The organism is Streptomyces sp. CA-106110, assembly GCF_050936285.1.
Taxonomy (GTDB): Bacteria; Actinomycetota; Actinomycetes; order Streptomycetales; family Streptomycetaceae; genus Streptomyces.
In genome coordinates this window covers 7,055,095-7,075,517 of the sequence record NZ_JBNJNB010000001.1, presented here as the reverse complement: position 1 = coordinate 7,075,517, position 20,423 = coordinate 7,055,095, and the positions used below count along the sequence as shown (strand labels likewise).

General features: G+C 69.2%; 20 protein-coding genes and 1 pseudogene. 17 read left to right on the top strand and 4 right to left on the bottom strand.

The window, feature by feature from the left end; translation table 11 throughout:
• Window positions 1-536: 536 nt before the first annotated feature.
• From ACQEXA_RS32670 to ACQEXA_RS32655, 4 genes are all read left to right on the top strand, one after another.
• A complete protein-coding gene (locus tag ACQEXA_RS32670; RefSeq protein ID WP_432928956.1) occupies window positions 537-836 on the top strand; it encodes a hypothetical protein in 300 nt (99 codons plus the stop codon).
• Window positions 837-897: 61 nt separating this feature from the next.
• Window positions 898-2,052: a TIGR02391 family protein gene (locus ACQEXA_RS32665; protein WP_432928954.1), complete on the top strand. Its 1,155-nt coding sequence runs from the start codon at window positions 898-900 to the stop codon at window positions 2,050-2,052.
• Between the two features lie 236 nt (window positions 2,053-2,288).
• Window positions 2,289-2,939 carry a hypothetical protein gene (locus ACQEXA_RS32660; RefSeq protein WP_432928952.1) on the top strand — a complete coding sequence of 217 codons (651 nt, stop codon included), beginning with the start codon at window positions 2,289-2,291 and terminating at the stop codon, window positions 2,937-2,939.
• Between the two features lie 42 nt (window positions 2,940-2,981).
• The gene (locus ACQEXA_RS32655; RefSeq protein ID WP_432928949.1) at window positions 2,982-4,901 is read left to right on the top strand and encodes a hypothetical protein; all 1,920 of its coding nucleotides are present in this window, start codon (window positions 2,982-2,984) and stop codon (window positions 4,899-4,901) included.
• A gap of 370 nt (window positions 4,902-5,271) precedes the next feature.
• On the opposite strand, the gene ACQEXA_RS32650 is transcribed toward ACQEXA_RS32655, so the two are convergent.
• The gene (locus ACQEXA_RS32650) at window positions 5,272-5,529 is read right to left on the bottom strand and encodes a hypothetical protein (protein ID WP_433131844.1); all 258 of its coding nucleotides are present in this window, start codon (window positions 5,527-5,529) and stop codon (window positions 5,272-5,274) included.
• A 537-nt stretch (window positions 5,530-6,066) separates the two neighbouring features.
• On the opposite strand from ACQEXA_RS32650, the gene ACQEXA_RS32645 reads away from it, so the two are divergent.
• The 12 genes and pseudogenes from ACQEXA_RS32645 to ACQEXA_RS32590 all read left to right on the top strand — a co-directional run bounded on the left by ACQEXA_RS32645 (window position 6,067) and on the right by ACQEXA_RS32590 (window position 16,683).
• Window positions 6,067-7,122 (top strand): LacI family DNA-binding transcriptional regulator, encoded by a 1,056-nt coding sequence (locus tag ACQEXA_RS32645; protein ID WP_432928945.1) that lies wholly within the window; start codon window positions 6,067-6,069, stop codon window positions 7,120-7,122.
• A gap of 507 nt (window positions 7,123-7,629) precedes the next feature.
• Window positions 7,630-8,877 carry a sugar ABC transporter substrate-binding protein gene (locus ACQEXA_RS32640; RefSeq protein WP_432928943.1) on the top strand — a complete coding sequence of 416 codons (1,248 nt, stop codon included), beginning with the start codon at window positions 7,630-7,632 and terminating at the stop codon, window positions 8,875-8,877.
• A 5-nt stretch (window positions 8,878-8,882) separates the two neighbouring features.
• Window positions 8,883-9,857: a carbohydrate ABC transporter permease gene (locus tag ACQEXA_RS32635; protein ID WP_432928941.1), complete on the top strand. Its 975-nt coding sequence runs from the start codon at window positions 8,883-8,885 to the stop codon at window positions 9,855-9,857.
• The gene (locus ACQEXA_RS32630) at window positions 9,854-10,723 is read left to right on the top strand and encodes a carbohydrate ABC transporter permease (RefSeq protein WP_432928939.1); all 870 of its coding nucleotides are present in this window, start codon (window positions 9,854-9,856) and stop codon (window positions 10,721-10,723) included. The genes ACQEXA_RS32635 and ACQEXA_RS32630 overlap by 4 nt, the downstream gene beginning before the upstream one ends.
• A gap of 106 nt (window positions 10,724-10,829) precedes the next feature.
• Window positions 10,830-12,032: a glycoside hydrolase family 1 protein gene (locus ACQEXA_RS32625; RefSeq protein ID WP_432928937.1), complete on the top strand. Its 1,203-nt coding sequence runs from the start codon at window positions 10,830-10,832 to the stop codon at window positions 12,030-12,032.
• A gap of 114 nt (window positions 12,033-12,146) precedes the next feature.
• Window positions 12,147-12,463: pseudogene (locus ACQEXA_RS32620) on the top strand (glucoamylase family protein); the annotation flags it as partial.
• A gap of 319 nt (window positions 12,464-12,782) precedes the next feature.
• Window positions 12,783-13,532, top strand: coding sequence for a hypothetical protein (locus tag ACQEXA_RS32615; protein ID WP_432928935.1), 750 nt, complete (start codon window positions 12,783-12,785; stop codon window positions 13,530-13,532).
• Between the two features lie 111 nt (window positions 13,533-13,643).
• The gene (locus ACQEXA_RS32610; RefSeq protein ID WP_432928933.1) at window positions 13,644-14,054 is read left to right on the top strand and encodes a head decoration protein; all 411 of its coding nucleotides are present in this window, start codon (window positions 13,644-13,646) and stop codon (window positions 14,052-14,054) included.
• A gap of 13 nt (window positions 14,055-14,067) precedes the next feature.
• Window positions 14,068-15,117 carry a major capsid protein gene (locus tag ACQEXA_RS32605; protein WP_432928931.1) on the top strand — a complete coding sequence of 350 codons (1,050 nt, stop codon included), beginning with the start codon at window positions 14,068-14,070 and terminating at the stop codon, window positions 15,115-15,117.
• Window position 15,118: 1 nt separating this feature from the next.
• Window positions 15,119-15,457 (top strand): hypothetical protein, encoded by a 339-nt coding sequence (locus ACQEXA_RS32600; protein ID WP_432928930.1) that lies wholly within the window; start codon window positions 15,119-15,121, stop codon window positions 15,455-15,457.
• Window positions 15,458-15,532: 75 nt separating this feature from the next.
• Window positions 15,533-15,865, top strand: coding sequence for a hypothetical protein (locus ACQEXA_RS32595; RefSeq protein WP_432928928.1), 333 nt, complete (start codon window positions 15,533-15,535; stop codon window positions 15,863-15,865).
• Window positions 15,865-16,683, top strand: coding sequence for a hypothetical protein (locus ACQEXA_RS32590; RefSeq protein ID WP_432928926.1), 819 nt, complete (start codon window positions 15,865-15,867; stop codon window positions 16,681-16,683). The genes ACQEXA_RS32595 and ACQEXA_RS32590 overlap by 1 nt, the downstream gene beginning before the upstream one ends.
• Before the next feature lie 199 nt (window positions 16,684-16,882).
• Here ACQEXA_RS32590 and ACQEXA_RS32585 read toward each other — a convergent pair whose 3' ends face one another.
• Complete coding sequence (locus ACQEXA_RS32585) at window positions 16,883-17,683, bottom strand: alpha/beta hydrolase (protein WP_433131842.1); 801 nt, start codon at window positions 17,681-17,683, stop codon at window positions 16,883-16,885.
• Window positions 17,680-18,543: an alpha/beta fold hydrolase gene (locus tag ACQEXA_RS32580; RefSeq protein ID WP_433131840.1), complete on the bottom strand. Its 864-nt coding sequence runs from the start codon at window positions 18,541-18,543 to the stop codon at window positions 17,680-17,682. Before ACQEXA_RS32580 ends, ACQEXA_RS32585 begins: the two co-directional genes overlap by 4 nt.
• A gap of 134 nt (window positions 18,544-18,677) precedes the next feature.
• On the opposite strand from ACQEXA_RS32580, the gene ACQEXA_RS32575 reads away from it, so the two are divergent.
• Window positions 18,678-19,253: a TetR/AcrR family transcriptional regulator gene (locus ACQEXA_RS32575; RefSeq protein WP_432928924.1), complete on the top strand. Its 576-nt coding sequence runs from the start codon at window positions 18,678-18,680 to the stop codon at window positions 19,251-19,253.
• A 551-nt stretch (window positions 19,254-19,804) separates the two neighbouring features.
• On the opposite strand, the gene ACQEXA_RS32570 is transcribed toward ACQEXA_RS32575, so the two are convergent.
• Window positions 19,805-20,410 (bottom strand): TetR/AcrR family transcriptional regulator, encoded by a 606-nt coding sequence (locus tag ACQEXA_RS32570; RefSeq protein WP_432928922.1) that lies wholly within the window; start codon window positions 20,408-20,410, stop codon window positions 19,805-19,807.
• Between the last annotated feature and the right edge of the window lie 13 nt (window positions 20,411-20,423).

Here is a 20,423-nt window from a genome sequence, read left to right as displayed (position 1 = left end):
GGCGTGCTAGTGCCAAGACCGGTCAGCTTGCGGTTGGGTGGTTCGTCAAGGGGGTGAAACTGACGCCGTCATCGGCGCGTACGTCCGCTGGCGCAACGCCCGCGCCGAACCGAAGGCCCTCTTCGCGCCCGAGACACCGATCCGTCAGTGGACCGATTCCCCGGTCAAGGCTGCGCGACAAGCCACTGGCGCCGTCGGCAACGCTCTCGTTTCCGGTGTCAGGTGGTGGATTGATCGGCGCTGACCTGCCGTCCGACCTACGCCAGGGCCCATCCGCTCTGCCGCCACGTACATCCCGATGTGGCCACAAAGATGATTGCTTGGTCACCCGCCCTGACATGGGTGCATGGCTCGATTTGGTGGCCAATCCCCTCCCATCTCGCGAAACTCAAGTTCGACCCCGCGTGCTGCAGGTGCCGGACACATCCACGACGACCGCCTCGGCGGACGTCGGTGACCCCCCGGAAACGGCCCCATAAAGGCCAACGGCGTAGCCGGGCACCTGAATTCGGCCCCGGCTGCTAGCCTTCCGGCCCATGTCGATCAGGGGGAAAGTGGCGGCCGCAGCCGCCGTCGCCGGCGTGATCCTGCTGTTGTCCGGCTGCAGCTCGGCGCCCGCAGCGCCCACCTCGGACCAGATCAAAGCCTCGGCGCAGGCCCGCCTGGACGCCTCGGTGGAGTCGGGGCGCTACGCCCGGGAGAACCTTCGGGCCACCGCCAAGACACCCGGCGATGCCACGTGCCAGGCCGCGTGGGACAACCTGCTCGACTCGGAGCAGAAGGGCCTGTTGTACGGGACGTGGATGCACGCCTGCGCTGACCCTGCCACCCCGTAGACGGGCTGCCTAAGTTGTAGCCTGCGGGCATCGTTCAGGCTCGGATGCTGGGGGACAGCACGTGATCGTTCGGACCATCGCGCCGGAGGGCATGCCGCGCCCAACGGGAGAAGAAGGCCACGCCCTCCTCGACGCGATCTGGGCCTACTTCAGCGAGCATCATCGCTGGCCGACGTTCGACGACATCGATCGGAGGCTGTACTCGCAGGGCCTGGTGTTCGAGGAGGTCGTACAGCAGCTGTGCCCTGCATTGCTGCTTGGACTTGGACCTCACCTCGACCTCACGCGGTTGCAGAGCGTGCAGGAACTGTCGCTGACCGTCGCTGGCGCTGCGAACACCACCGGCGCCGGACCGGCCCTCCGTGTCTTCCTCGCCATGGTGCGGACAGCGGCCGGGATGGAGCCTGCCTGGCGGCCTGCGGACCGGGGTGAGCAGCCATGGATGAGGCCCGGCGATGTTGCGCATCTCCCGGGGATCGACGCGGCTCTCCTGACCGAAGAGGTCACGTTTGCTGCGGCGGCGCTCGGGCTGAATGAACCTTGCTTCCACGGTGGAGGCCTCGACCTGAACGGGCTGGACTGGAGGCTGAGCTTCGGCCGGGGCATTCGGCCGTTCGCTGGCGTGGACCGGCTGGATGACTACTGGCGGATCCGGGAGCAGGTGGTGGGACCGGCGAGGACGGAGGCCGAGAACCGGCCCTTCTCGAACCCACCACGGGTGGACGTAGAGGCGACCCTCCGCCGAGCCCAGGTGCCAACGCCGGCCGCCTCGCCCCCCCCCGCTGCGGAGTCGCCGGAGACCATGTCTGTCACGTCCACGCTCCACCCGCTGATTGCGAAGGTGGCTGCGAAGCGGTTTAGCAGCGGCTTCTACTACGACGCGGTCAGGAGCGCCTTTCAGGCGGTCGAGCACCGCGTCGCGACGCTGGTCGGGGTCAACGAGGTCGGCGAGAGACTTATGGGCATCGCGTTCGGCAAGCCCACACCCAAGATCACGGTGACCAGGTCCACGGGAGGCTCGCTGGAGAGTGAGCAGAATGGCATGCAGTTCCTGTTCAAAGGCGCGATGGGCGCGCTGCGTAACCCCCGGATGCACGGGCCGGACGAGAAGGACGCCCGTGACGAGGCCGAGGAGATGTTGGTGATCGCCAGCTTCCTGATGCGGCGCCTCGACATCGAGGACGAGCAGCGCGTCGCTGCCGCGGCGAAGCCGTAGCCACATCCTGCCTCTTGAGTTGGCCCAAAGCGCGGGTCCTGGGTTGGCTTGGGGGGGACTGTGGGCGTGCCTCAACTCATCATCGACGCCTTGCCGTGCCTGAAGTACGAGCGCGAGGTTGCCGACCTGCGACAACTCAAGCCAATGTGCCCAGCCTGTGCTTCAAGTCTCCACATACCTCTACAAAACATCGATCTGCCCACGGCGGGCGGGCCTGAGGCGTCACACTCCCGCCCATGAGCACGCTGACACCTGCGATCTTCGGACTCGTGGGCACAGGCGTCGGCGCGGCCTTGTCCTTCGCGGGTACCTGGTTCGCCCAGGTGAAGTCGGACAAGCGATCCTCCGACGAGCGAGCAGCAGCCAGACAGCAGGGTGCTGCCAGCGCGATTGCACAGGCCATGTACGACGTGGCCGTGCATGTCCGTGCGCTGCCGCAGGACAGCGAGGGGCGAGACAAGCGGAAGGAGTGGGAGAGCACGCAGCAGGACGCCTGGGTTGAGCGTCTCAACGGGATACTCGGCCCACTTACTATCCACGTCGAGGCGATGCAGGACCCCGAGCTCCGTGACTCGCTACGTGAAGCGTTTCGTCTCATCGAGCGATGGGACTTGGTGCGGGAGCACCTCTTCACCGAACCACGACCCGTAGTAGAGGGAATCGCTGGGTACGTCATCTCGCTGCTCGGCGCTTACCAGCGTGGCGATCCTGCTCCCGCTGCCGCAGGCGGACTGCACACGGCACGGGAAGCCTGGGAGAAGCAGGCCGTGAGGGACGAGAAGTACAGGCAATGGGAGGCCGAATGGAGGGCCAAACGGCAAGCGGAGCAGAGGGCGAAGGTTGAAGCTGCCCTTGCAGCGAGGCAGCAACCGGAGCTAGATGCGTAGGCTGTTCGAAGGGCGTGGGGCCTGACTTGCCGGAGGGCATCTGTGGGTCTGCGCACCTTGATCATCGACGCTTGGTCGTGGCTCAACTACAAGCACGCCATGGCTGATCCGAACCGGCCGGGCCATCACGCGTTCCCGGAGCTGAACACGTCGTGGGTGCCCGCCGAGGACCTGCGCCGGCTGGCCGCCTACAAGTTCCTCGCCGCGTACGACTCCAACCAGGCCGGACAGCTGGCCTCCGTCACCGGCGACGACCACCACGGGGTGGAGCGCCGCGAGTTGGGCGACCCGTCCAAGCTGATCGACACCACGCTCGGCTACCTGCTGGGCGCGGAGCAGAGCATCGTGGTGCCCGGCGCCGACCACGCCGAGCAGGACAAGGCGACCGCCGAGGACCGTGCCGCTGCCGACCTGCAGGAGAGGCTGCGGGCGTGGGCCGACAAGGAGCTGCTGGCGCTGCGGATCCAGCAGGCCGAGCGGTGCGCGGTGCGCTGCGGTGACGGCGTGTACACCCTGGCGTGGGAGCCGTCCAAGCGGCGGGCGCTGCTGCGCACCTACGACCCCGGGTTCTACTTCCCGGAGTGGGATGAGGGCGAGCAGGACTCCGCCGAGTACCCCTCCCGTGTGCACTTCGCGTGGGAGCTGCCCGCCGACCCGGTGCGCGGCCTCAAGGCCCGCGTGCGGCGCATCACCTACGAGCTCGGCCCGATCGGGCCGGCCACCGCGCCCGGCAGCGACGACGGGCGTGCGATCCGTGAGCAGGTGGTCGGCGCGGACGGCGACCCGGTGCTGACGGTCGGCGACACCCGCGACGCGGTCACCGGCACCGTGACCCGCATCTACCCGTGGGCGCCGGGCAAGCCGTCGTCCACCACGTGCTACCTCACCGACGCCGAATGGCTGCTGGAAGACGTCGGCCGCGCCCACGACGTGTACGCCCTGCCCGCCGACAAGGCCTCCTACCGGGTGCGCTCCGACGGCCAGGTCCTCCACCGGCTCGACCTGATGCACGACTTCATCCCCGTGGTGCACATCCCGAACACCATCCCCGACGTCGGCGAGCACTGGGGCAAGTCCACGTTGGCGACGGTGCTGCAGCTGCTGGACGAGCTGGCCGCCACCGACACCGACAGCGCCTCCGCGTCCGCCACCACCGGCACACCGATCGTCGCCCTGGCCGGGGCCAGGCTGCCCATCGACCGCACCACCGGGCAGCCGCTGCCGGTGCGGGTAGAGGCGGGCACGGTGTGGCAGCTGTCCGACACCGGGCGCATGGACACTCTGGACACCTCGGCGCAGCTCGCCGAACTCCGCCAGCGCATCGACCACCTGCTGGACCGGCTCGCCGCGAACACCCGCCTGACCGCGGCCGGCCTCGGCAGCCTCGACCCGGCCAAGCTGCCCAACGGGTACTCGCTGCAGGTCGCGTTGGGCCCGCTCGACTCCCTCGTCGGCGCGCTGCACCTGGCCCGCAACCACAAGTACCAGCTGCTGCTGCGCATGGTGCAGCGCCTGCACCAGGCCGGGCAGGAGTGGCCCGCCGGCGAGTCGATGCCCGCACGCCTGGCGTTCGGCGCGCACACCCCGACCGACCGCACCACCGTCCTCAACGACGCCGTGCAGGGCTACGAGGCGGGCGTGTTCTCCCTGGAGACCGTGGTGCGCATGCTGCAGGAAGCCGGATACCCGATCGAGGACATCGCCGAGGAGATCGAACGCATCCAGAAGCGGGCCTTCGACCAGGCCGCCCGGCTCGCGGACGCGACCGGCGACAACAACGTGGTGCGCGAATACCTGGGCCTACCCGAAGCTGACCCCGTGCATAAGGTGCCGCTAGTGGAGCCGGGCCAGACTGGCGCACAGGACCAGCCGCCCGCCAACGCGCGGCCGCAGCCGCCCACCGAGCTGCCTCCGCGTCGCTCGGCCGACGTCGCCGGCCCCAATGGCGGCAGCCCTCGCTGATGCCCGCGGAAGCCAGTTTCGGCAACGGTGGTTGAGCGGCCAACCTCCGCCGCAAAGCGCGGATCGGCGTCCGCTGGCACACCGACGCCACCGACGAGATCACCACGCACCGCAACGACCTGTGCATACCGCCCGCAGCCATCGGCCTGATCACCCGCCTCGGCCCCACCCACACCCACGAGGAACTCGTCGCCGAGCTGAACGCCGCTGACCTGACCACCGGCAAGAGGCGGCTGTTCGACATCAAGGCAGTTCGCTGGGCCCGGCACGCCTACCGCATCCGGGCGCCCCGCACCGTCCCCTTCCGCGAAGGGGAGATCGGCATCGACGACATGGCCCGAATCCTGGGCGTCAGCTACAGCGCCGCCTACTACTGGGTCACCCACCACCACCTGGACGTCCGCCAGGACCGCAGCGGACGCTGGTGCGTGACCTGGAACGCGGTGGTCGAAGCCGACTGCCGGACCAGGATCGCCCGTTCTGGCACCTCAAACCCATCGGCCCAGGAGCCGGGCCGCTCCCCGAGGAAGTCCACGGATGCCTCAGCGTCCACGAGGCGGCCTCCCGGCTCGGCGTCCCGGCCGACGGGGTCTACTACTGGATCCGCATCCACCGCCTCGACGCCCACCGCACCACCACGGGTCGCTGGAGCATCCCTGGAACGACGGCAGCGAAGCAACAGCCCCCCAACTCGCAGCCCGCACATGGAACTTCACACCCATAACGCAAGCCAGCACAGCAGGAGGGACAGTATGAAACCACCATCGGGATACCAAGCAGCCGCTGTTTCCCGTTGGTAGAGGCCCGGTCGAGGGGTGGACACCGCCCCCGCCTCCAGGGCGCCGGAGGAGTGGCTGACGTGTTTCCACTCGCTCATCGATCCCGGGAAACAGAGCATCCTCGACCGTCCCGCTCGCCGGGGCAGGGAACATTTTGGGTGCGAAAACAATCCGCCGTTTTCTCGGGCACCCGCGTCAGCATCCGCGTTACCCAGGACCACTGACGCAGCGGGCGCCGTGCCCCGCAGGCCCGGGACCAGCCGGAAAGGGTTGTCTGGCGTCCGCCGGACACCTAGAGTGAATGCGCTTTCATTCACGCTGGGACACTTGAGAAGGACCATGAACGCCGACAGCACGGAGCCCCGAACGGCGAACGGACCCGCATCGTGACTGTCGCGCCCACGGTCTACGATGTGGCCGAACGCTCGGGAGTCTCTATCGCCACGGTGTCCCGCGTCTATCGCACCCCGGACTCCGTGCGCGCCAGCACCCGCGAGCGGGTGCTGGCCGCGGCCAGGGAGCTCGGCTACGTGCCCAGCGGCAACGCCCGCGGGCTGGCCAGCCGCTCCACCGGAGTCCTTGGCCTGTGTTTCCCGGACTACGCCGATCCGGCCGCGGACACCGATGACGACGACGCGGCCATGCTCTACTCGGACCAGATCATCAGAGGTATGGAGCGGGCCGCTCGCCGCCACGGCTACGCCCTGCTCATCGCGGCCTCGCTGCAAGGGGGTCCGGAGAGCCTGGTCGCCAAGGTGGCCGGGCGGGTGGACGGCTTCGCCGTGATGGCCCGCACTGTCCCGACCGAGGAACTCGAGGTCATCTCCCGTCTGCGTCCGGTCGTGATGCTCGCTGGCCCCAGGGAGGGCGCCGACTCCCTGGACCACCTCGACCACATCGAGGTGGCCAACGAGGACGGCCAGCGCGAGCTGACCCGGCATCTGCTCGAGGACCACGGGATCCGGCGTCCCGCCTACATCGGCACGGCCGAGGAGTCACCGGACGTCGAGGCCCGTTTCCGCGGCTTCCTGGACGCCTGCCGGGAAGCGGGCGTCCAGGTGGCGGGGGAGCCGGCGGTCCGGGTGGGCATGATGACGCAGGCCGAGGGCGCCCGTGCCGCCGTGCTGCTGTGCGAGCGCCCCGGCGAGCGCCCGGACGCGTTCGTCTTCGCCAACGACCAGATGGCCGTGGGTGCGCTGCATGAGCTCGAACGGCGCGGTCTGAGGGTTCCGGAGGACATTGTCGTGACGGGCTTCGACGGCATCCCCCTCAGCCGCCTGGTGCGCCCGGCTCTCACCACCGTGCGCCAGCCGATGGTGCGGATGGGCGAGGAGGCGACCGACCTCCTGGTGCAACGCCTCAGTGGTCGCTACACCGGCGACCCCGTGTCCCGCGTGCTGCCGGTCAGCGTGGCCCGCCGGGCGAGCTGCGGCTGCGGCTAGGGACAGGCGCAGCTGTAGCGGAGCGCGCTGTTCACCGCCTCCGTGGGGCGGGGCGCCCGCCGCGCCGGGAGTCGGTCATGCCGCTGCACCGTCGGGCACGCCGTGCCCTGGGACCGTCGGTCTTCCGACACCGGCCGACACCTGGATACGGCCGTCCGCGTGCCGGTCGGCCCCGCACCGGAGGGTACGCACGCCCATGTCGGCGTCGGGCACATTCTCCCGGACGCACGGGTGCATCGCACCTCACCCCTGTACGAGCCTCAGAGGGGCATAGGTCACAGAATCTTTCACCCCACATTGAGACGTTTTATGCTGCTGTGGCATGAACGGTCGCACCACTCCTGACGTGCGGGAACCGGTGCGCATCAGGCAGGCGGCTGATGTCCCAGCCGTTACGGGAGTGTGACCAAGACCCCTCTTGCCCCTGGCGGAATGGCTGAATCAAAGTAATGTATGCGCTTACAGACAGCGCATACATTCACCGGAACGCTCAAGGAGGAGCCGCCCATGAACCGCGCCGCGGCAATCGGCTCGATCACCGTCACCCTGGCGTCCGCGCTCGCCCTGACCGCCTGTGGTGGCTCGGGTGGCGCGGGTGTGACCGCCGATGCCAAGCAGACGCTGACCGTCTGGGCCATGGGCACCGAGGGCGAGAAGCTCGGCGATGTCGCCAAGGAGTACGAGAAGTCCCACCCGAACATCGACATCAAGGTCACGCCGGTGGGCTGGGACGTCGCCCACCAGAAGCTGGTCGCGGCGGCCGCCGCCGGCAAGCTGCCGGACGTGGTCCAGATGGGCGGCAGCTACCTCGGCGAGTTCGCCGACATGGGCGTGCTGGAGCCGGTCGACACCAAGAACTTCAAGCAGGGCGACTACTTCCCCGCCGCCTGGCAGCAGGGCGTCTACGACGGCAAGACCTACGGTGTGCCGTGGTACGTCGACACCCGCGTGCTCTACTACCGCACCGACCTCGCGCAGAAGGCCGGCATCAAGACCGCCCCCGCCACCATGGCCGATCTGCAGAAGGACGCCGAGGCCTACCAGTCCAAGGCGGGCACTAAGTGGGGCCTGTCCATCCAGCCGGCCGGCCTGGACACCGTGCAGAGCTTCTATCCGTTCCTGTACTCGGCGGGCGGCGCGATCCTCGACGACCAGGGCAAGCCGGTCGTCAACTCGCCCGAGGCCGTCAAGGCCCTCGACTACTACGGCAGCTACTTCAAGAAGGGTCTGAGCCAGAAGTCCGTGCCGCCGGGCTACGACGTCACCAAGGACTTCAACACCGGCGCCGTGCCGATGTTCCTGGGCGGCCCCTGGATGACCGGCCTGATCGCTGACAACTACCCGGGCCTCAAGGGCAAGTGGGCTATCGCTGCACTGCCCTCCGATGTCAAGGGTTCCGTCTCGATGGCCGGCGGCTCCAGCCTGGCGATCTCCGCGGACAGTGAGCACAAGGCCGCCGCGAAGCAGCTCGTCAAGTACCTGACCGACGCGAGCGCCCAGTCCGACTGGTTCAAGCGGACCAACGACCTCCCGGCCAACCGCGCCGCCTGGGACTCTGGCCGGCTTGCCACCGATGCAGACCTCAAGATCTGGCGCCAGCAGATGGAGACGGCCAAGACCGTCCCGTCCGAGCCGAAGCTGACCGAGATCACCTCCAAGGTCGACTCCGCCATCGGCGCGGTCACCCAGGGCAACTCCACCGCGAAGGCCGCGCTGGACCAGGCCCAGTCCCAGATCGAAGGGCTCGTCAAGTAATCGTCATGTCTCTCACGACAGAACCGGCCGCGTCCGACGCGGCCGCGACGAAGACGCGGGAGTCCGCGAGAGGCGCCGCGCCCCGCCGGGGCCGGCGCTCCCTCGCCCGTCACAATCTGCACGGATGGCTGTTCTCCACGCCGTTCCTGGTGCTGTTCGGCGTCTTCATGCTCTTTCCCATCGTCGCGACGCTCTTGATGAGCTTCACCGACTTCGGGGCGCGCAACGTGACGCGGCCGCTGGGGGCCCGGTTCGTCGGGTTCGACAACTACACGCAGCTCTTCAGGGACGACAAGTTCCTCACCGCCCTGTTCAACACGGCGTACTTCGTGGTCGTAGGCGTCCCGCTGACCATCGTGCTCGGGCTGCTGGTCGCGATCCTCCTCAACAACGGGATCGATCGGGCCCGGACCTTCTTCCGGGTCGGCTTCTACGCCCCCGTGGTCACCACAATTGTCGCAGTCGCCATTGTCTGGCGGTTCGTACTCGACCCGTCGGACGGTCTCGTCGCCGGTATCTCCTCCGCACTGGGCCTGCAGGCCCCGGACTTCCTCGGGTCGAAGACGTGGGCGATGCCGGCCCTGATCGCGATGGCGGTGTGGCGGAACCTCGGGACCGTCATGGTGCTGTTCATCGCCGGGCTCCAGGCGATCCCCACCGAGGTCCGCGAGGCGGCCCGGCTGGACGGTGCCGGCGGCTGGCAGGAACTGCGCCGCATCACCATCCCGCTGCTGCGGCCCACTCTGCTCTACGCGACCGTGATCACCACCATCGGCTATCTCAACGTCTTCGAGGAGCCGTTCGTGATGACGCAGGGCGGTCCCTCGGACTCGACGCTCACGGTCTCACTGGACATGTACCGCGAGGGATTCAACTTCTTCCACATGGGCTACGCGAGCGCCATGGCGTACGTCCTGTTCGTCATCATCATGGGGATCACGGTGCTCCAACTCCGACTGATGAAGGACAACACCCGATGACCGCGCCGACCGCAACCGTGCCCCGCCGCGGCCCGCGCGGCAGGCGCCTGCGCAAGCCGCTGCTGTACGTGATCGCCAGTGCCGGCATGCTGGTCATGGCCGCGCCCTTCCTGTGGATGGCGCTGTCCGCCTTCAAGACGAAGAAGGACCTCACCGCCAGCCCGCCGGTGTGGATTCCCTCGCACTGGACGCTGAGCAACTTCTCCGCGCTGCTCCACGAGCTGGACATGCCGCGGTACTTCATGAACTCGCTCGTCGTGGCCGTCCTGGTGACCGTCTGCAACCTGCTGTTCTGCTCGATGCTCGGCTACGCGCTGGCCAAGCTGCAGTTCACCGGCCGGCAGAAGATCTTCGGCGTCGTGCTCGCGGCGCTGATGGTGCCGGGCAACCTCATGATCCTTCCGCTGTATGTGCTGATGAACCAACTCGGTCTCATCGACACCTATGCCGGCCTGGTACTGCCGTTCGCGGCGGGTGCTTTCGGCGTCTTTCTGATGCGACAATTCATGCAGGGCGTCCCGGACGAGCTGCTCGAGGCCGCGCGGATCGACGGCGCAGGCGAGTGGTACATCTTCTTCCGGATCGTGCTCCCGCTGGTCAAGCCGGCACTGGCCACCTTGGCGATCTTCACATTCCTCGGTTCCTGGAACAACTTCATCTGGCCGCTGATCGCGACCAACGATCCCAACAAGTACACGCTGCCGGTGGCCCTGGCGACGTTCGCCAACGACCCCAACCGCACGGTGGCCGGCGGCAACGGCATGCTGATGGCCGGATCCCTGCTGGTCGTGCTGCCCGTGCTACTCGTCTTCGCGGTCCTGCAGCGGCACTTCACCCAGGGCATCGCCACCTCCGGGATCAAGTAGCCCGCACGCCCGCGGCCGGGCGGACCGGATCCCGAACAACGTCTCCGCCCGGGCCAGCGCCGTGCGCGGAAACAGCCCCACACCCATCTGAAAGACGGAACGCACGATGACGCACACCTCGACCAGCTTCCCCGACGGCTTCCTGTGGGGCGCCTCCACCGCCGCCCACCAGATCGAGGGGAACAACGTCAATAGCGACTGGTGGCGCAAGGAACACGACCCCGTAGCGAAGATCGCCGAGCCCAGTCTGGATGCCTGCGACAGCTACCACCGCTGGGAGCAGGACATGGACCTGCTCGCCGAACTCGGCTTCACCGACTACCGCTTCAGCGTCGAGTGGGCCCGTATCGAGCCGGTGCGGGGCACCTTCTCCCGCGCCGAGATCGCGCACTACCGCCGCATGGTCGACGGCGCGCTCGCCCGCGGACTGCGCCCGATGGTCACCCTGCACCACTTCACCGTGCCGCAGTGGTTCGAGGACCTCGGCGGCTGGACCGCCCCGGACGCGACCGAAATCTTCGCCCGCTACGTCGAACAGTGCGCGCCGATCATCGGCGAGGGCGTGGCGCACGTCTGCACGATCAACGAGCCGAACATGATCGCCGTGATGGCGGGCCTCGCCAAGTCCGGCGAGCAGGGCTTCCCGCCCGCAGGCCTGCCCACCCCCGACGAGGAGACCACCCAGGCGATCATCGCCGCCCACCACGCGGCCATGAAGGGCGTCCGCGCGATCAACCCCGACATCAAGGCGGGCTGGACCATCGCCAACCAGGTCTACCAGGCGCTGCCCGGCGCCGAGGATGTCACCGCCGCCTATCGGCACCCGCGCGAGGATGTCTTCATCGAGGCGGCGCGCGGCGACGACTGGATCGGCATCCAGTCCTACACCCGCACGAAGATCGGTGCGGACGGCCCGGTCCCGGCCCCCGAGGACGCTGAGCGCACCCTGACCGAGTGGGAGTACTATCCGCGCGCCGTCGGACACGCTCTGCGTCATACCGCCGAGGTCGTCGGCCGCGACATGCCGCTGATCGTCACCGAGAACGGCATCGCCACCGCCGACGACACCCGCCGCGCGGACTACTACGCGGGCGCCCTGGACGAGGTCGCCGCCTGCATCGAGGACGGTCTCAACGTCCAGGGCTACCTGGCCTGGAGCGCCCTCGACAACTACGAGTGGGGCTCCTTCAAGCCCACCTTCGGCCTGATCGCGGTGGACCCGGTCACCTTCGAGCGGACCGCCAAGCCGTCGGCCGTCTGGCTCGGCGGCCTCGGCCGCACCCACGAACTGCCGCGCACGTCCTCCTGACGACGCGCCCGGCGACGACTCGGGAGCCGGCGGAGACCTGACCCCCGCCGGCTCCCGGGTCGCTCACCCGCACCGCAACACACACCCCGCCCACCTGACAAGGGAGTCGAACCCGTCGACGCGATCGACATGCAGGAGGACGGCTACAACGCCCACGGTGTCGTGACCCGCACACTTCCTTCCTCGGACTGCCACAAGCCCCGGCCGAGGCCTTCGCCAACCTCACTGTGCTCGACCGCTACGGCTTCCGCGACTCCGTCGACGTCACCAACGGACGCGTCAGCGACTTCGTCCTCGCCCTCGACCAGGGCGTGCTCGCCGCGGCCGTCGCCCAGCATCTGTGCCCCGGCCTGCTCCAGGCACCCCTCCGCACCGGAGGATTCCACACCCGGGTACGCCCGGTGCTCGCCAAGGAGCGCTTCAGCATCTGAACGCCGGGCACGGGTATACGGCCACGGCCGGAACCGACGCGGCTCCGGCCGTGGCTGGCCTCACGGGCAGCGGCATGCGTCCCGCCCGGTCGGGCGCTTAATGGGCACCGACACCGAGCATTCCGCCGGCGGTCTGGCGGCCGTCTTCACTGGCCTAATCACCGCGCTCTTCGGCGGGACCAAGGGGTCTACCACGTCACAGTCCTCCTTGCCGCCCCAAAGCCTCGACTGCGCGGACGCACTGCTCAGGCCGAGACCAGCATCCCTACCCAGCAAGGCCAGTAACCCTCGACCAGGATTCGGGGCGGTGGCTACGGCTATGGCTACACTGATCGACGGCGCGGGGGCGCTGCTGCTGGAGGACTGGATCCCCATGGACAGGCTGCTGCCCGCCCCCCGTACGGCCGTCGGCTACCGGCGAGACGGCCGCCCCATCTTCCCCATCCTGGGCGCGGACCCCACCGACCCCTCCAATCAGCAGCTGCCGCCCGCCCCGAGTATCGACCCGGCCGCAGTGCCGGCGCAGATGCCCGACCAGGAGGCGCTGAACCGGCTGCTGGCCCGCGAGAAGCAGCAAGGCGAACGCGCCGCGATCAGGCGGCTCGTCGAGCAGCTCGGCTTCACCAAGACCGAGGACCTGACGACGTTCGTGCAGCAGCAGCGTGACGCGCAGGCCGCGCAGCTCTCCGAGATCGAGCGCCGCGAGCAGGCCGCCGCCGACGCGGCCACCGCGGCTGCCGCGCGTGAGGCGCAGGCCATCGCCCGCGAACGGGCCGCGGTACGGCGTGCCGCCCTGGTGGCGCTCGGTGCGACCGGTGAGGACCTGAAGGACGCCGAACGCCTCCTGGCCGTCGACGACGACGCCGACGAGGACGCCATCACGGAGGCCGCCCAGGCCCTGAAGGTACGCAGGCCCGAACTGTTCGCCGCTACCGCCGCTGCGGTGCCGCCTGCAGCGCCCGGCGGTTCCCCCGCGGGCGGTCCCCCGCCGCGCGGCAGCAACATGCCCAAGCCGGGGCAGCACGGCGCGGACATCGCCCGCCGGCGCGGCTTCGTCAAGGACAACTGACTTCCCACCGGCGGGTTAAGGCCGGACCTTGTGGGGACCACGCCCCCTTCCGTGGACGACGCCACCAGCCGGTGAGCGGACGCACAGCCGCTTCGTCCACGGGAGGACTCAATGACCGTTCAGCCGGTCACTACCACCCAGAACCTGACGGCCGACCGTTCCTGGCTTGCCAGCCTGCATGGCACCAGCGAGGTCGACTCCATCACCCTCGACATGTCCACGTTCGTGTCCGGCACCCACTACGTGCCCTCCACCGACACGACCATCCCCTACTCGCGGTTCCTGTCCGGCATCCCCGTCGGCAAGATCACCGCGAGCGGCCTGCACGGCCTGTACTCCACGGGCGCCGCCGACGGCCGGCAGAACCTGGCCGGGTTCGTCTTCGCGGAGGTGCTGTTCGCGCCGACGCAGACGAAGGTCCCGGCCGCACTGCTGTGGCACGGCTCGGTGAAGACGGCGAAGCTGCCGATCGCCGTCACCGCCGTGGCCCCGTCCGCCATCTGCCAGATCCGATTCGTGTAAGGGAGCCCCGACGATGTCTGTTCAGGACCTGATCAAGGACGTCACCACGGCGGACCTGACCACGTTCGCCCGCTACATTCCCACCCCCGCCGACTTCCTGCTCACCCAGACCGTGTTCGCGAAGGTCTCGATCCAGGACGTCATGTGGCGGATCAAGAACACCGGCCGCTACGTCAACGCCGCGAAGTACCGCGCCTTCGACGCGTCGGTGCCGTTCTCTGACCGGCAGGCGTGGCAGACGTCCACGCAGGGCATGCTGCCGTCCCTCGGCCAGAAGCTCATGGTCGGCGAGGTCGAGCTGCTCCTGCAGGAGGCGTCCCGTGGCCAGGACGCGTCCCGCCTGGAGCAGCTGCTGTACGACGACGTGGAGCGGCACGTCGAGGCGATCAACTCCCGTCTGGAGCTGGCGGCCGGCGATGTTCTCACGGACGGCAAGTTCTCCCTCGCGGGGGAGAACGGGCTGACGCTGGACGTCGACTTCGGTGTCCCGGCGCAGAACATGCCGACCGCGCCGAAGCTGTGGTCGGACCCGACCGCGGATGCCATCGCGGACGAGCTGGGCTGGCTGTCCTACCTCGACGGCATCAGCGCGCCCCAGCCGGAGATGGTCGTCACGTCGCGGCGCGTCTTCTCCTACCTGGCGGGCAACAACGCCTACCGGGCCGCCTACTACGGCAGCGTCAACCCGTCGACCACGCCGACCGCTTCGCTCACCCCGCAGCAGATCAACGTGGTCCGCGACAACTACGGCCTGCCGCCGATCACCCTGTACCGGGCGCAGGTCCGCGTGGACGGCGTGTCCACCAAGTGCCTGCCCGACGACCGGTGGATCATGCTGCCCCCGGACCGCTCCAAGTGGGGGCAGACCCTGTACGGCACCACGGCGGAGTCGCTGGTCCTGTCGCGGGGCGGCAACCCGCAGATCACCCGCGAGGACGCTCCGGGCCTGATCATCACCAGCGGCGGCAAGGACGACCCGGTGCAGATCTGGACCAAGGGCGCGGCCGTGGCCATGCCCGTCCTGTACTCGCCGGACTGCCACATCACTGCGAAGGTGCTGTGACATGGGGCGGCGACTGGCGGCAGCGGTGCACGTGCGGCACCCCAAGACGAACGAGTTGCTGATCCTGCTGCCCGGTGACGAGCCGGACGAGGACCTGGCCGAGGCCATCACCAACCCGGCCGCGTGGGAGCCGGGCGACGACGAGGGCCAGGACGACGGCGGGGAGGGTGACCCGCCCGCCGGCGGCACCGATCCGACCCCGACCCCGGCGCCCGCGTCGACGCCGCAGGCCGAGCCCGTGCCCGTGCCCGTGTTTGAGCCCGCGACCGAGCCGACGCCTGCACCTGCGGCCGAGGCGAAGCCCAAGGCCCGGACTCGCAAGCAGGCCGACGAGCAGTAACCCAGCCAGGCCCGGCCCGGCACCCCCAGTGCGGCGGGGGTGCCGGGCCGCACCACTACCCCGGAAGGACCGCCTGTGGATCCCGCAGTCCTGGCCTGGCTCCTGGCGCAGCTCGGGCCGACCACCGACACCACCGACCTGCAGACCCGCTACGACCGGCTCGGCTCGGCGAGGGCTGTCGCCCTGGAGGTGCTGGCCGAGCGGCGGGCCAAGCTACTCGCCGAGCCTTTGCAGCTGACCGTCAACGGGGTCGCCACCCTCGACCAGTCCAACAACCTCACCGGCATCGAGCGGCAGATCGCCTCGGTGGAGGCCGCGACCGCCCCGGACGACACGACCGGCGGGGACGCCCTGGTCATCGCCCCGCTGCAGTCGGCCCGCCGCCGGCGCCACCACTGGTGGCGGTAGTGGCGCACGAGTTCCCGCCGCTGACGCCCGGCGACGCCGAAACCGTGGCCGCGCGTGTCGCCGCGGTGCTCGAGGATGCGTGGCAGCGCCTCGCGGCCGAGCAGGCCGCCGTGATCGCGGCGATCGGCGACAACGCCCGCTCCCGGATGGTCGCCGACCGGCTCGCCCAGTTCCAGGCCGCGATCGTCGACTTCCGGCAGCGCGTGGATGCCGAAGCACGGGCGTTCGTGGCCCGGCAGCTGCCCCACCTGTACGAGGAGGGAGCGAGGGCCGCAGCGGAGGCGGTGGGCGGGCACTTCTCGTGGACGCTGATCCACCGGGAGGCCCTGCAGTCGCTGGCCTCGGACTCGTACGCCGACTTGCTGCGCCGCTCCGAGGAGGAGCAGCGCATGGCCGCCGCGTTCTACCGCGCGGTGCGGGATGCGGCACGCCGTGAGGTGCCGTTGCTGGCCGCCGGCCACACCACCGCCGTGCAGGCGGCGAAGGCCCTCGCTGACCGGCTGGCCGCCGAACACCAGCTGGCCTACGTCATCTACCGGGACGGTGCCCGGATGCCGGTGCAGGCGTGGGCGGAGGCCGCCACCCTCGCCAAGTCGGCTGTCGCCTACAACGCGGGAACCCTCAACCGGGCCCGCGAGTCCGGAGTGCAGTTCATGGAGGTGTTCGACGGCGCTGACTGCGGCTGGACCAGCCACAAGGACCCCGACAAGGCCGGGGGCACGCTGCGGGCGGTGGAAGAAGCTGCTCAGTGGCCGATCTCCCACCCGCGCTGCAGGCGGGCGTTCGGGGCGCGGCCGGACGTCACCGTAGGCAACTGAGGCGGCCGCTGAGGGAGATCGTCTTGCACCGTCCCTCCAGACACCGTTGCGCTGCACCGCTATGCCCCGCCGCGGCGGGGCATAGCGGTGCAGGCATGAAGCCTCCGCATGGGGCCCTGTCGCGGGTACCAGCGGCTCGTCGTCGGTACCCGCGACCGGATATCTCTGCGGTTATGCGCGCCTGTTTGTGGGTCCCGCGTCAGCGGGCCGGGGAGGTGTCGTGCTGCCCGACCCAGTCGAGCACGACGTCGGCGACTTCACGCCACCCGCTGTCGAATACCAGCGAGTGCCCGCGCCCCGGGATCCGCCGGTAGTCGGTGTTGGTTCCGGGCTGGTAGAGCTCAGCCGCCTGGCGTGCCACCACTTCGGGGATGGTGTGGTCGCGTTCCCCACCGAGGATCAGCAAAGGCCCGCGCACGCGGTCGTTCAGGTCGACCTCGGTGGGCGAGTGCGGGTCCTTCTTGGCGGCAGTCAGGTCGAATATCGGCCGTCCTGGTCCCGGAATTGCCCAGCGCCGGTACAACTCGTCGGATTCCTCGCGGCTGACCGCGTTGCCGAACGCGTAGCGGAACTGGCGGCGGGTCAGCATCACGGACCCGTCCCGGTTGGCCTTGCTGCGCAGCACTGGCAGTGCCGAACGGATCTGCGGGACCGGCAGGGCCTTCACCCCCTTGGTCGGCGCCGGGTCGATGGCGACGGCGGCCGAGGCGATGCCCGAGGCCAGGAGCCTCTGGGCGATCAAACCGCCGAACGAGTGCCCGATCACCACGGGGCGCTCGCCGAACCGGCCGATCTGGCGCGCGATGTGATCGGTGATGTCCTGCACTCCATAGCCCGCCACCTGCTGGGGGAAGCGCCGCGTCGCCTCGACCGTGTCGCCGTCACCGGGCCAGTCTGCGGGCCGCGCCTCGTAGCCGGCGCTTGTGAACAGGTCGACCCACGGGTGCCACGCCGAGGCGTGGATCCACAGTCCGTGGACGAACACGACCGGGGAGCTCACCGTGTAGCGACCGCGGCGGTGGCGGCGTTCTCGATCACCTTCGTGACAACGGACGGAACCTCGAGCATTGACAGGTGGTCCGCGGCGGCGGTCACGACCGTGCCGTGCGCCCGCTCTGCCATGGCCTGCTGCTCGGCGGGCGGGAGGACCTGGTCGTTCGTTCCGATGAAGAACCAGCTGGGCAGGTTCTGCCAGGCCGCGGGTCCCGACTGCTCGTTCAGGGCGCCGCCAGTGACCGGGGTCTGGGAGGCGGCAAGCTCGGCGCCGACTTCGGCGGGCAGGTTGGCGGCGAACGCCTTGGGGAACAGATCGCGCTTGACGTACAGGTCCGGGTCGCCCTGCGGCGAGGACGGGTCCTGGACGACGTCGAACACGTCGGTCGGGTTGGGGACCGCGAGCAGGGAGCCGGGCTTGGCGCCGGTCAGCTGGGACACGGTCTCGCCCTGCGCCGGGGCGTAGGCGTCGATGTACGCCAGGGCCTTGACACTCGGGATGCTGGTCGCGGCATTGGTGATGACCGCTCCGCCGTACGAGTGGCCGACGAGCACGACAGGGCCGGTGGTGGCCTTGTTGACGAACGCGGCGACGGAGGCGGCGTCGGTGGACAGGCCGCGCAGCGGGTTGGGCGCGTTGAGGACGGTGTAGCCGTCGTGCTGGAGCCGGGAGGTCACCGGAGCGAAGCTCGAAGCGTCCGCCCAGGCGCCGTGGACCAGGACGATGGTGGGCTTGGCGACACCAACCTCGCTGGCGTGGGTAGTGGCCGCGTCGGCGCTGCCGGTCACCGCGAGGGCCACGCTCGCCGCGGCGGCGGCTGCGAGGAGCGCGGCGCCGGAACGCTTGAGCGAAGTACGCACGGTCATGAGATGCCTCCTAGTCGGAAAGAACGATCCTTCTGGTTCGACAGAACCATCCGTCGGTGACCTGTGTCAAAGGAGTCAGATGTGGCATGTCCCACAAGCAAGAAAGAACGATCGGTAGCGACTATCATGTGGTCATGACTGCAGTCGCCAAGACGCGGGCCGCGGCACCACGGGACCACCTACTCGGGATCGCTAGCGACCTGTTCTACCGAGAGGGCATCAACACGGTCGGCGTGGACCGGATCCTGAGCGAAGCCGGCGTGACCCGGTCAACGATGTATCGACACTTCGCGGGCAAGGAACAGCTCGTCATCGCCTACCTTCAGCGTGAGGACGCACTGGTCCGGGCGCAGTTCGAGGCCGCTGCCGAGCACGCGGTGTCACCCGATCACCTTCTGGAACTGGCCGTCCAGGGCATGGCGGAGGACGCCGCGCGGCACCACACCCGGGGCTGCCCGTTCATCAACGCCACAGCGGAGTATTCCGACCCTGCGAGCCCGGTACGCGGCGTGGTCGCCGAACATCGGGCCTGGTTCCGCACGACTCTGCGCGAGTACCTCGCCGCGGCGGGCCGTGACGATCCGGACGGCAGGGCCGACACGCTCGTCATGCTGCATGACGCGGTGCTGGTGGGCAGCTACCTCGATGATCCCGACAAGGTGCGCAAGACCTTCCTGCGTAACGCCCGCAACGTCGCGGGGCTGCCCTGACTGCGGCTGGACCAGCCGCCAGGACAACCGACAAGCCGAACGGCACGCTGCGCAGCGTGGAGGACGCTGCGGCGTGGCCGATCTCCCACCCGCGCTGCAGGCGGGCGTTCGACCCGCGGCCGGACGTCACCGTAGGCACGTGAGGTGTCTGGCCTTCACGGTCACCAGGCATCTTCACGATGCGGCGGATCATTCGGCGGGTGAATCGAGAGATTATTCAGTACTGGTAGATGGACGAGAAGCCGGGGGGAAGTCGTGGGCGGCACCCTTGAGATGGGTGTCGGCGCCCTGATCCGGCACGGTGGGGGCACACCGGGCGGCGATTTCGTGGGGGAGGGGCCCGAAGCGCTGTAACGGCCGGGACCGGTGACGGCAGGCGATGGCCCTTTTCAGCCCATTCGAGCCACTTGATCGCAAGGCGCTTCGATCGGCCCTGCGTGCGCTCTGCGACTGGGTGAAATCTGCACAGCAAATGCGCCACGCCCGACACGGGGTGCGTTGGATCTGCACATGGGCCCGCCGGGTAGTGCTCTGTTGATACGCAGTGGTTGTTATGGGTGGCTGGCCAGGTCGTGGCCGGTGACGGCACGGGCGTAGGCCCGCAGTGCGGTGACGACTTCGGAGCGGGTGCGGCGGCCGGCCAGGATCTCCATCTGATAGCCGTCCTCCATGGCAACGAAGCTCGCCGCGAGGAGGCGGGGCGAGTCCGCCAGGGCGAAGTGCCCCTGGGCCTGCCCCAGCATGAGCACGCCGTAGTAGACCGCGATCTGGCGCTCCGTCAGCGAGCTGTCGAGGGCGGCTGCTTTCGCGTCGCGTAGGCAGCGCGGCCAGTACTCGAAGAGCAGCCGTGTCAGCGTGTCGTCCGGCCCGGTGGCCGGGCCATGGTCGATGCAGGCGCGGAGTCGGTCGCGGGCGTCGGTGAAGCGTTCGGCCGCCTGCTCTCGTTGCTGGCTGTAGCGCTCGATGGCCTGCCGGTAGGTGTCGTAGACGAGCGCGTCGAGGTCGCCGTAGTAGAGCACGGCCGCGGGTGTCACCCCGGCCTCCTCGGCGATGTCGCGCAGGCGCAGCCCCTCCAGGCCGCGCACCAGCAGCGCTCGCTGCACGGCCGCGCTCAGCTCTGCCCGGCGGGCTTCCTTGCCCTTCTTCCCTGCCGCCATGGCCTCCCCTTCT

What these genes read in the sequence shown, in the direction of transcription:
- ACQEXA_RS32615 (WP_432928935.1), top strand. Translation starts at nt 12,783, where the DNA reads ATGGCTACACTGATCGACGGCGCGGGGGCGCTGCTGCTGGAGGACTGG.
- ACQEXA_RS32575 (WP_432928924.1), top strand. Translation starts at nt 18,678, where the DNA reads ATGACTGCAGTCGCCAAGACGCGGGCCGCGGCACCACGGGACCACCTA.
- ACQEXA_RS32640 (WP_432928943.1), top strand. Translation starts at nt 7,630, where the DNA reads ATGAACCGCGCCGCGGCAATCGGCTCGATCACCGTCACCCTGGCGTCC.
- ACQEXA_RS32660 (WP_432928952.1), top strand. Translation starts at nt 2,289, where the DNA reads ATGAGCACGCTGACACCTGCGATCTTCGGACTCGTGGGCACAGGCGTC.
- ACQEXA_RS32670 (WP_432928956.1), top strand. Translation starts at nt 537, where the DNA reads ATGTCGATCAGGGGGAAAGTGGCGGCCGCAGCCGCCGTCGCCGGCGTG.
- ACQEXA_RS32580 (WP_433131840.1), bottom strand. Translation starts at nt 18,543, where the DNA reads ATGACCGTGCGTACTTCGCTCAAGCGTTCCGGCGCCGCGCTCCTCGCA.
- ACQEXA_RS32610 (WP_432928933.1), top strand. Translation starts at nt 13,644, where the DNA reads ATGACCGTTCAGCCGGTCACTACCACCCAGAACCTGACGGCCGACCGT.
- ACQEXA_RS32600 (WP_432928930.1), top strand. Translation starts at nt 15,119, where the DNA reads ATGGGGCGGCGACTGGCGGCAGCGGTGCACGTGCGGCACCCCAAGACG.
- ACQEXA_RS32625 (WP_432928937.1), top strand. Translation starts at nt 10,830, where the DNA reads ATGACGCACACCTCGACCAGCTTCCCCGACGGCTTCCTGTGGGGCGCC.
- ACQEXA_RS32605 (WP_432928931.1), top strand. Translation starts at nt 14,068, where the DNA reads ATGTCTGTTCAGGACCTGATCAAGGACGTCACCACGGCGGACCTGACC.
- ACQEXA_RS32635 (WP_432928941.1), top strand. Translation starts at nt 8,883, where the DNA reads ATGTCTCTCACGACAGAACCGGCCGCGTCCGACGCGGCCGCGACGAAG.
- ACQEXA_RS32570 (WP_432928922.1), bottom strand. Translation starts at nt 20,410, where the DNA reads ATGGCGGCAGGGAAGAAGGGCAAGGAAGCCCGCCGGGCAGAGCTGAGC.
- ACQEXA_RS32630 (WP_432928939.1), top strand. Translation starts at nt 9,854, where the DNA reads ATGACCGCGCCGACCGCAACCGTGCCCCGCCGCGGCCCGCGCGGCAGG.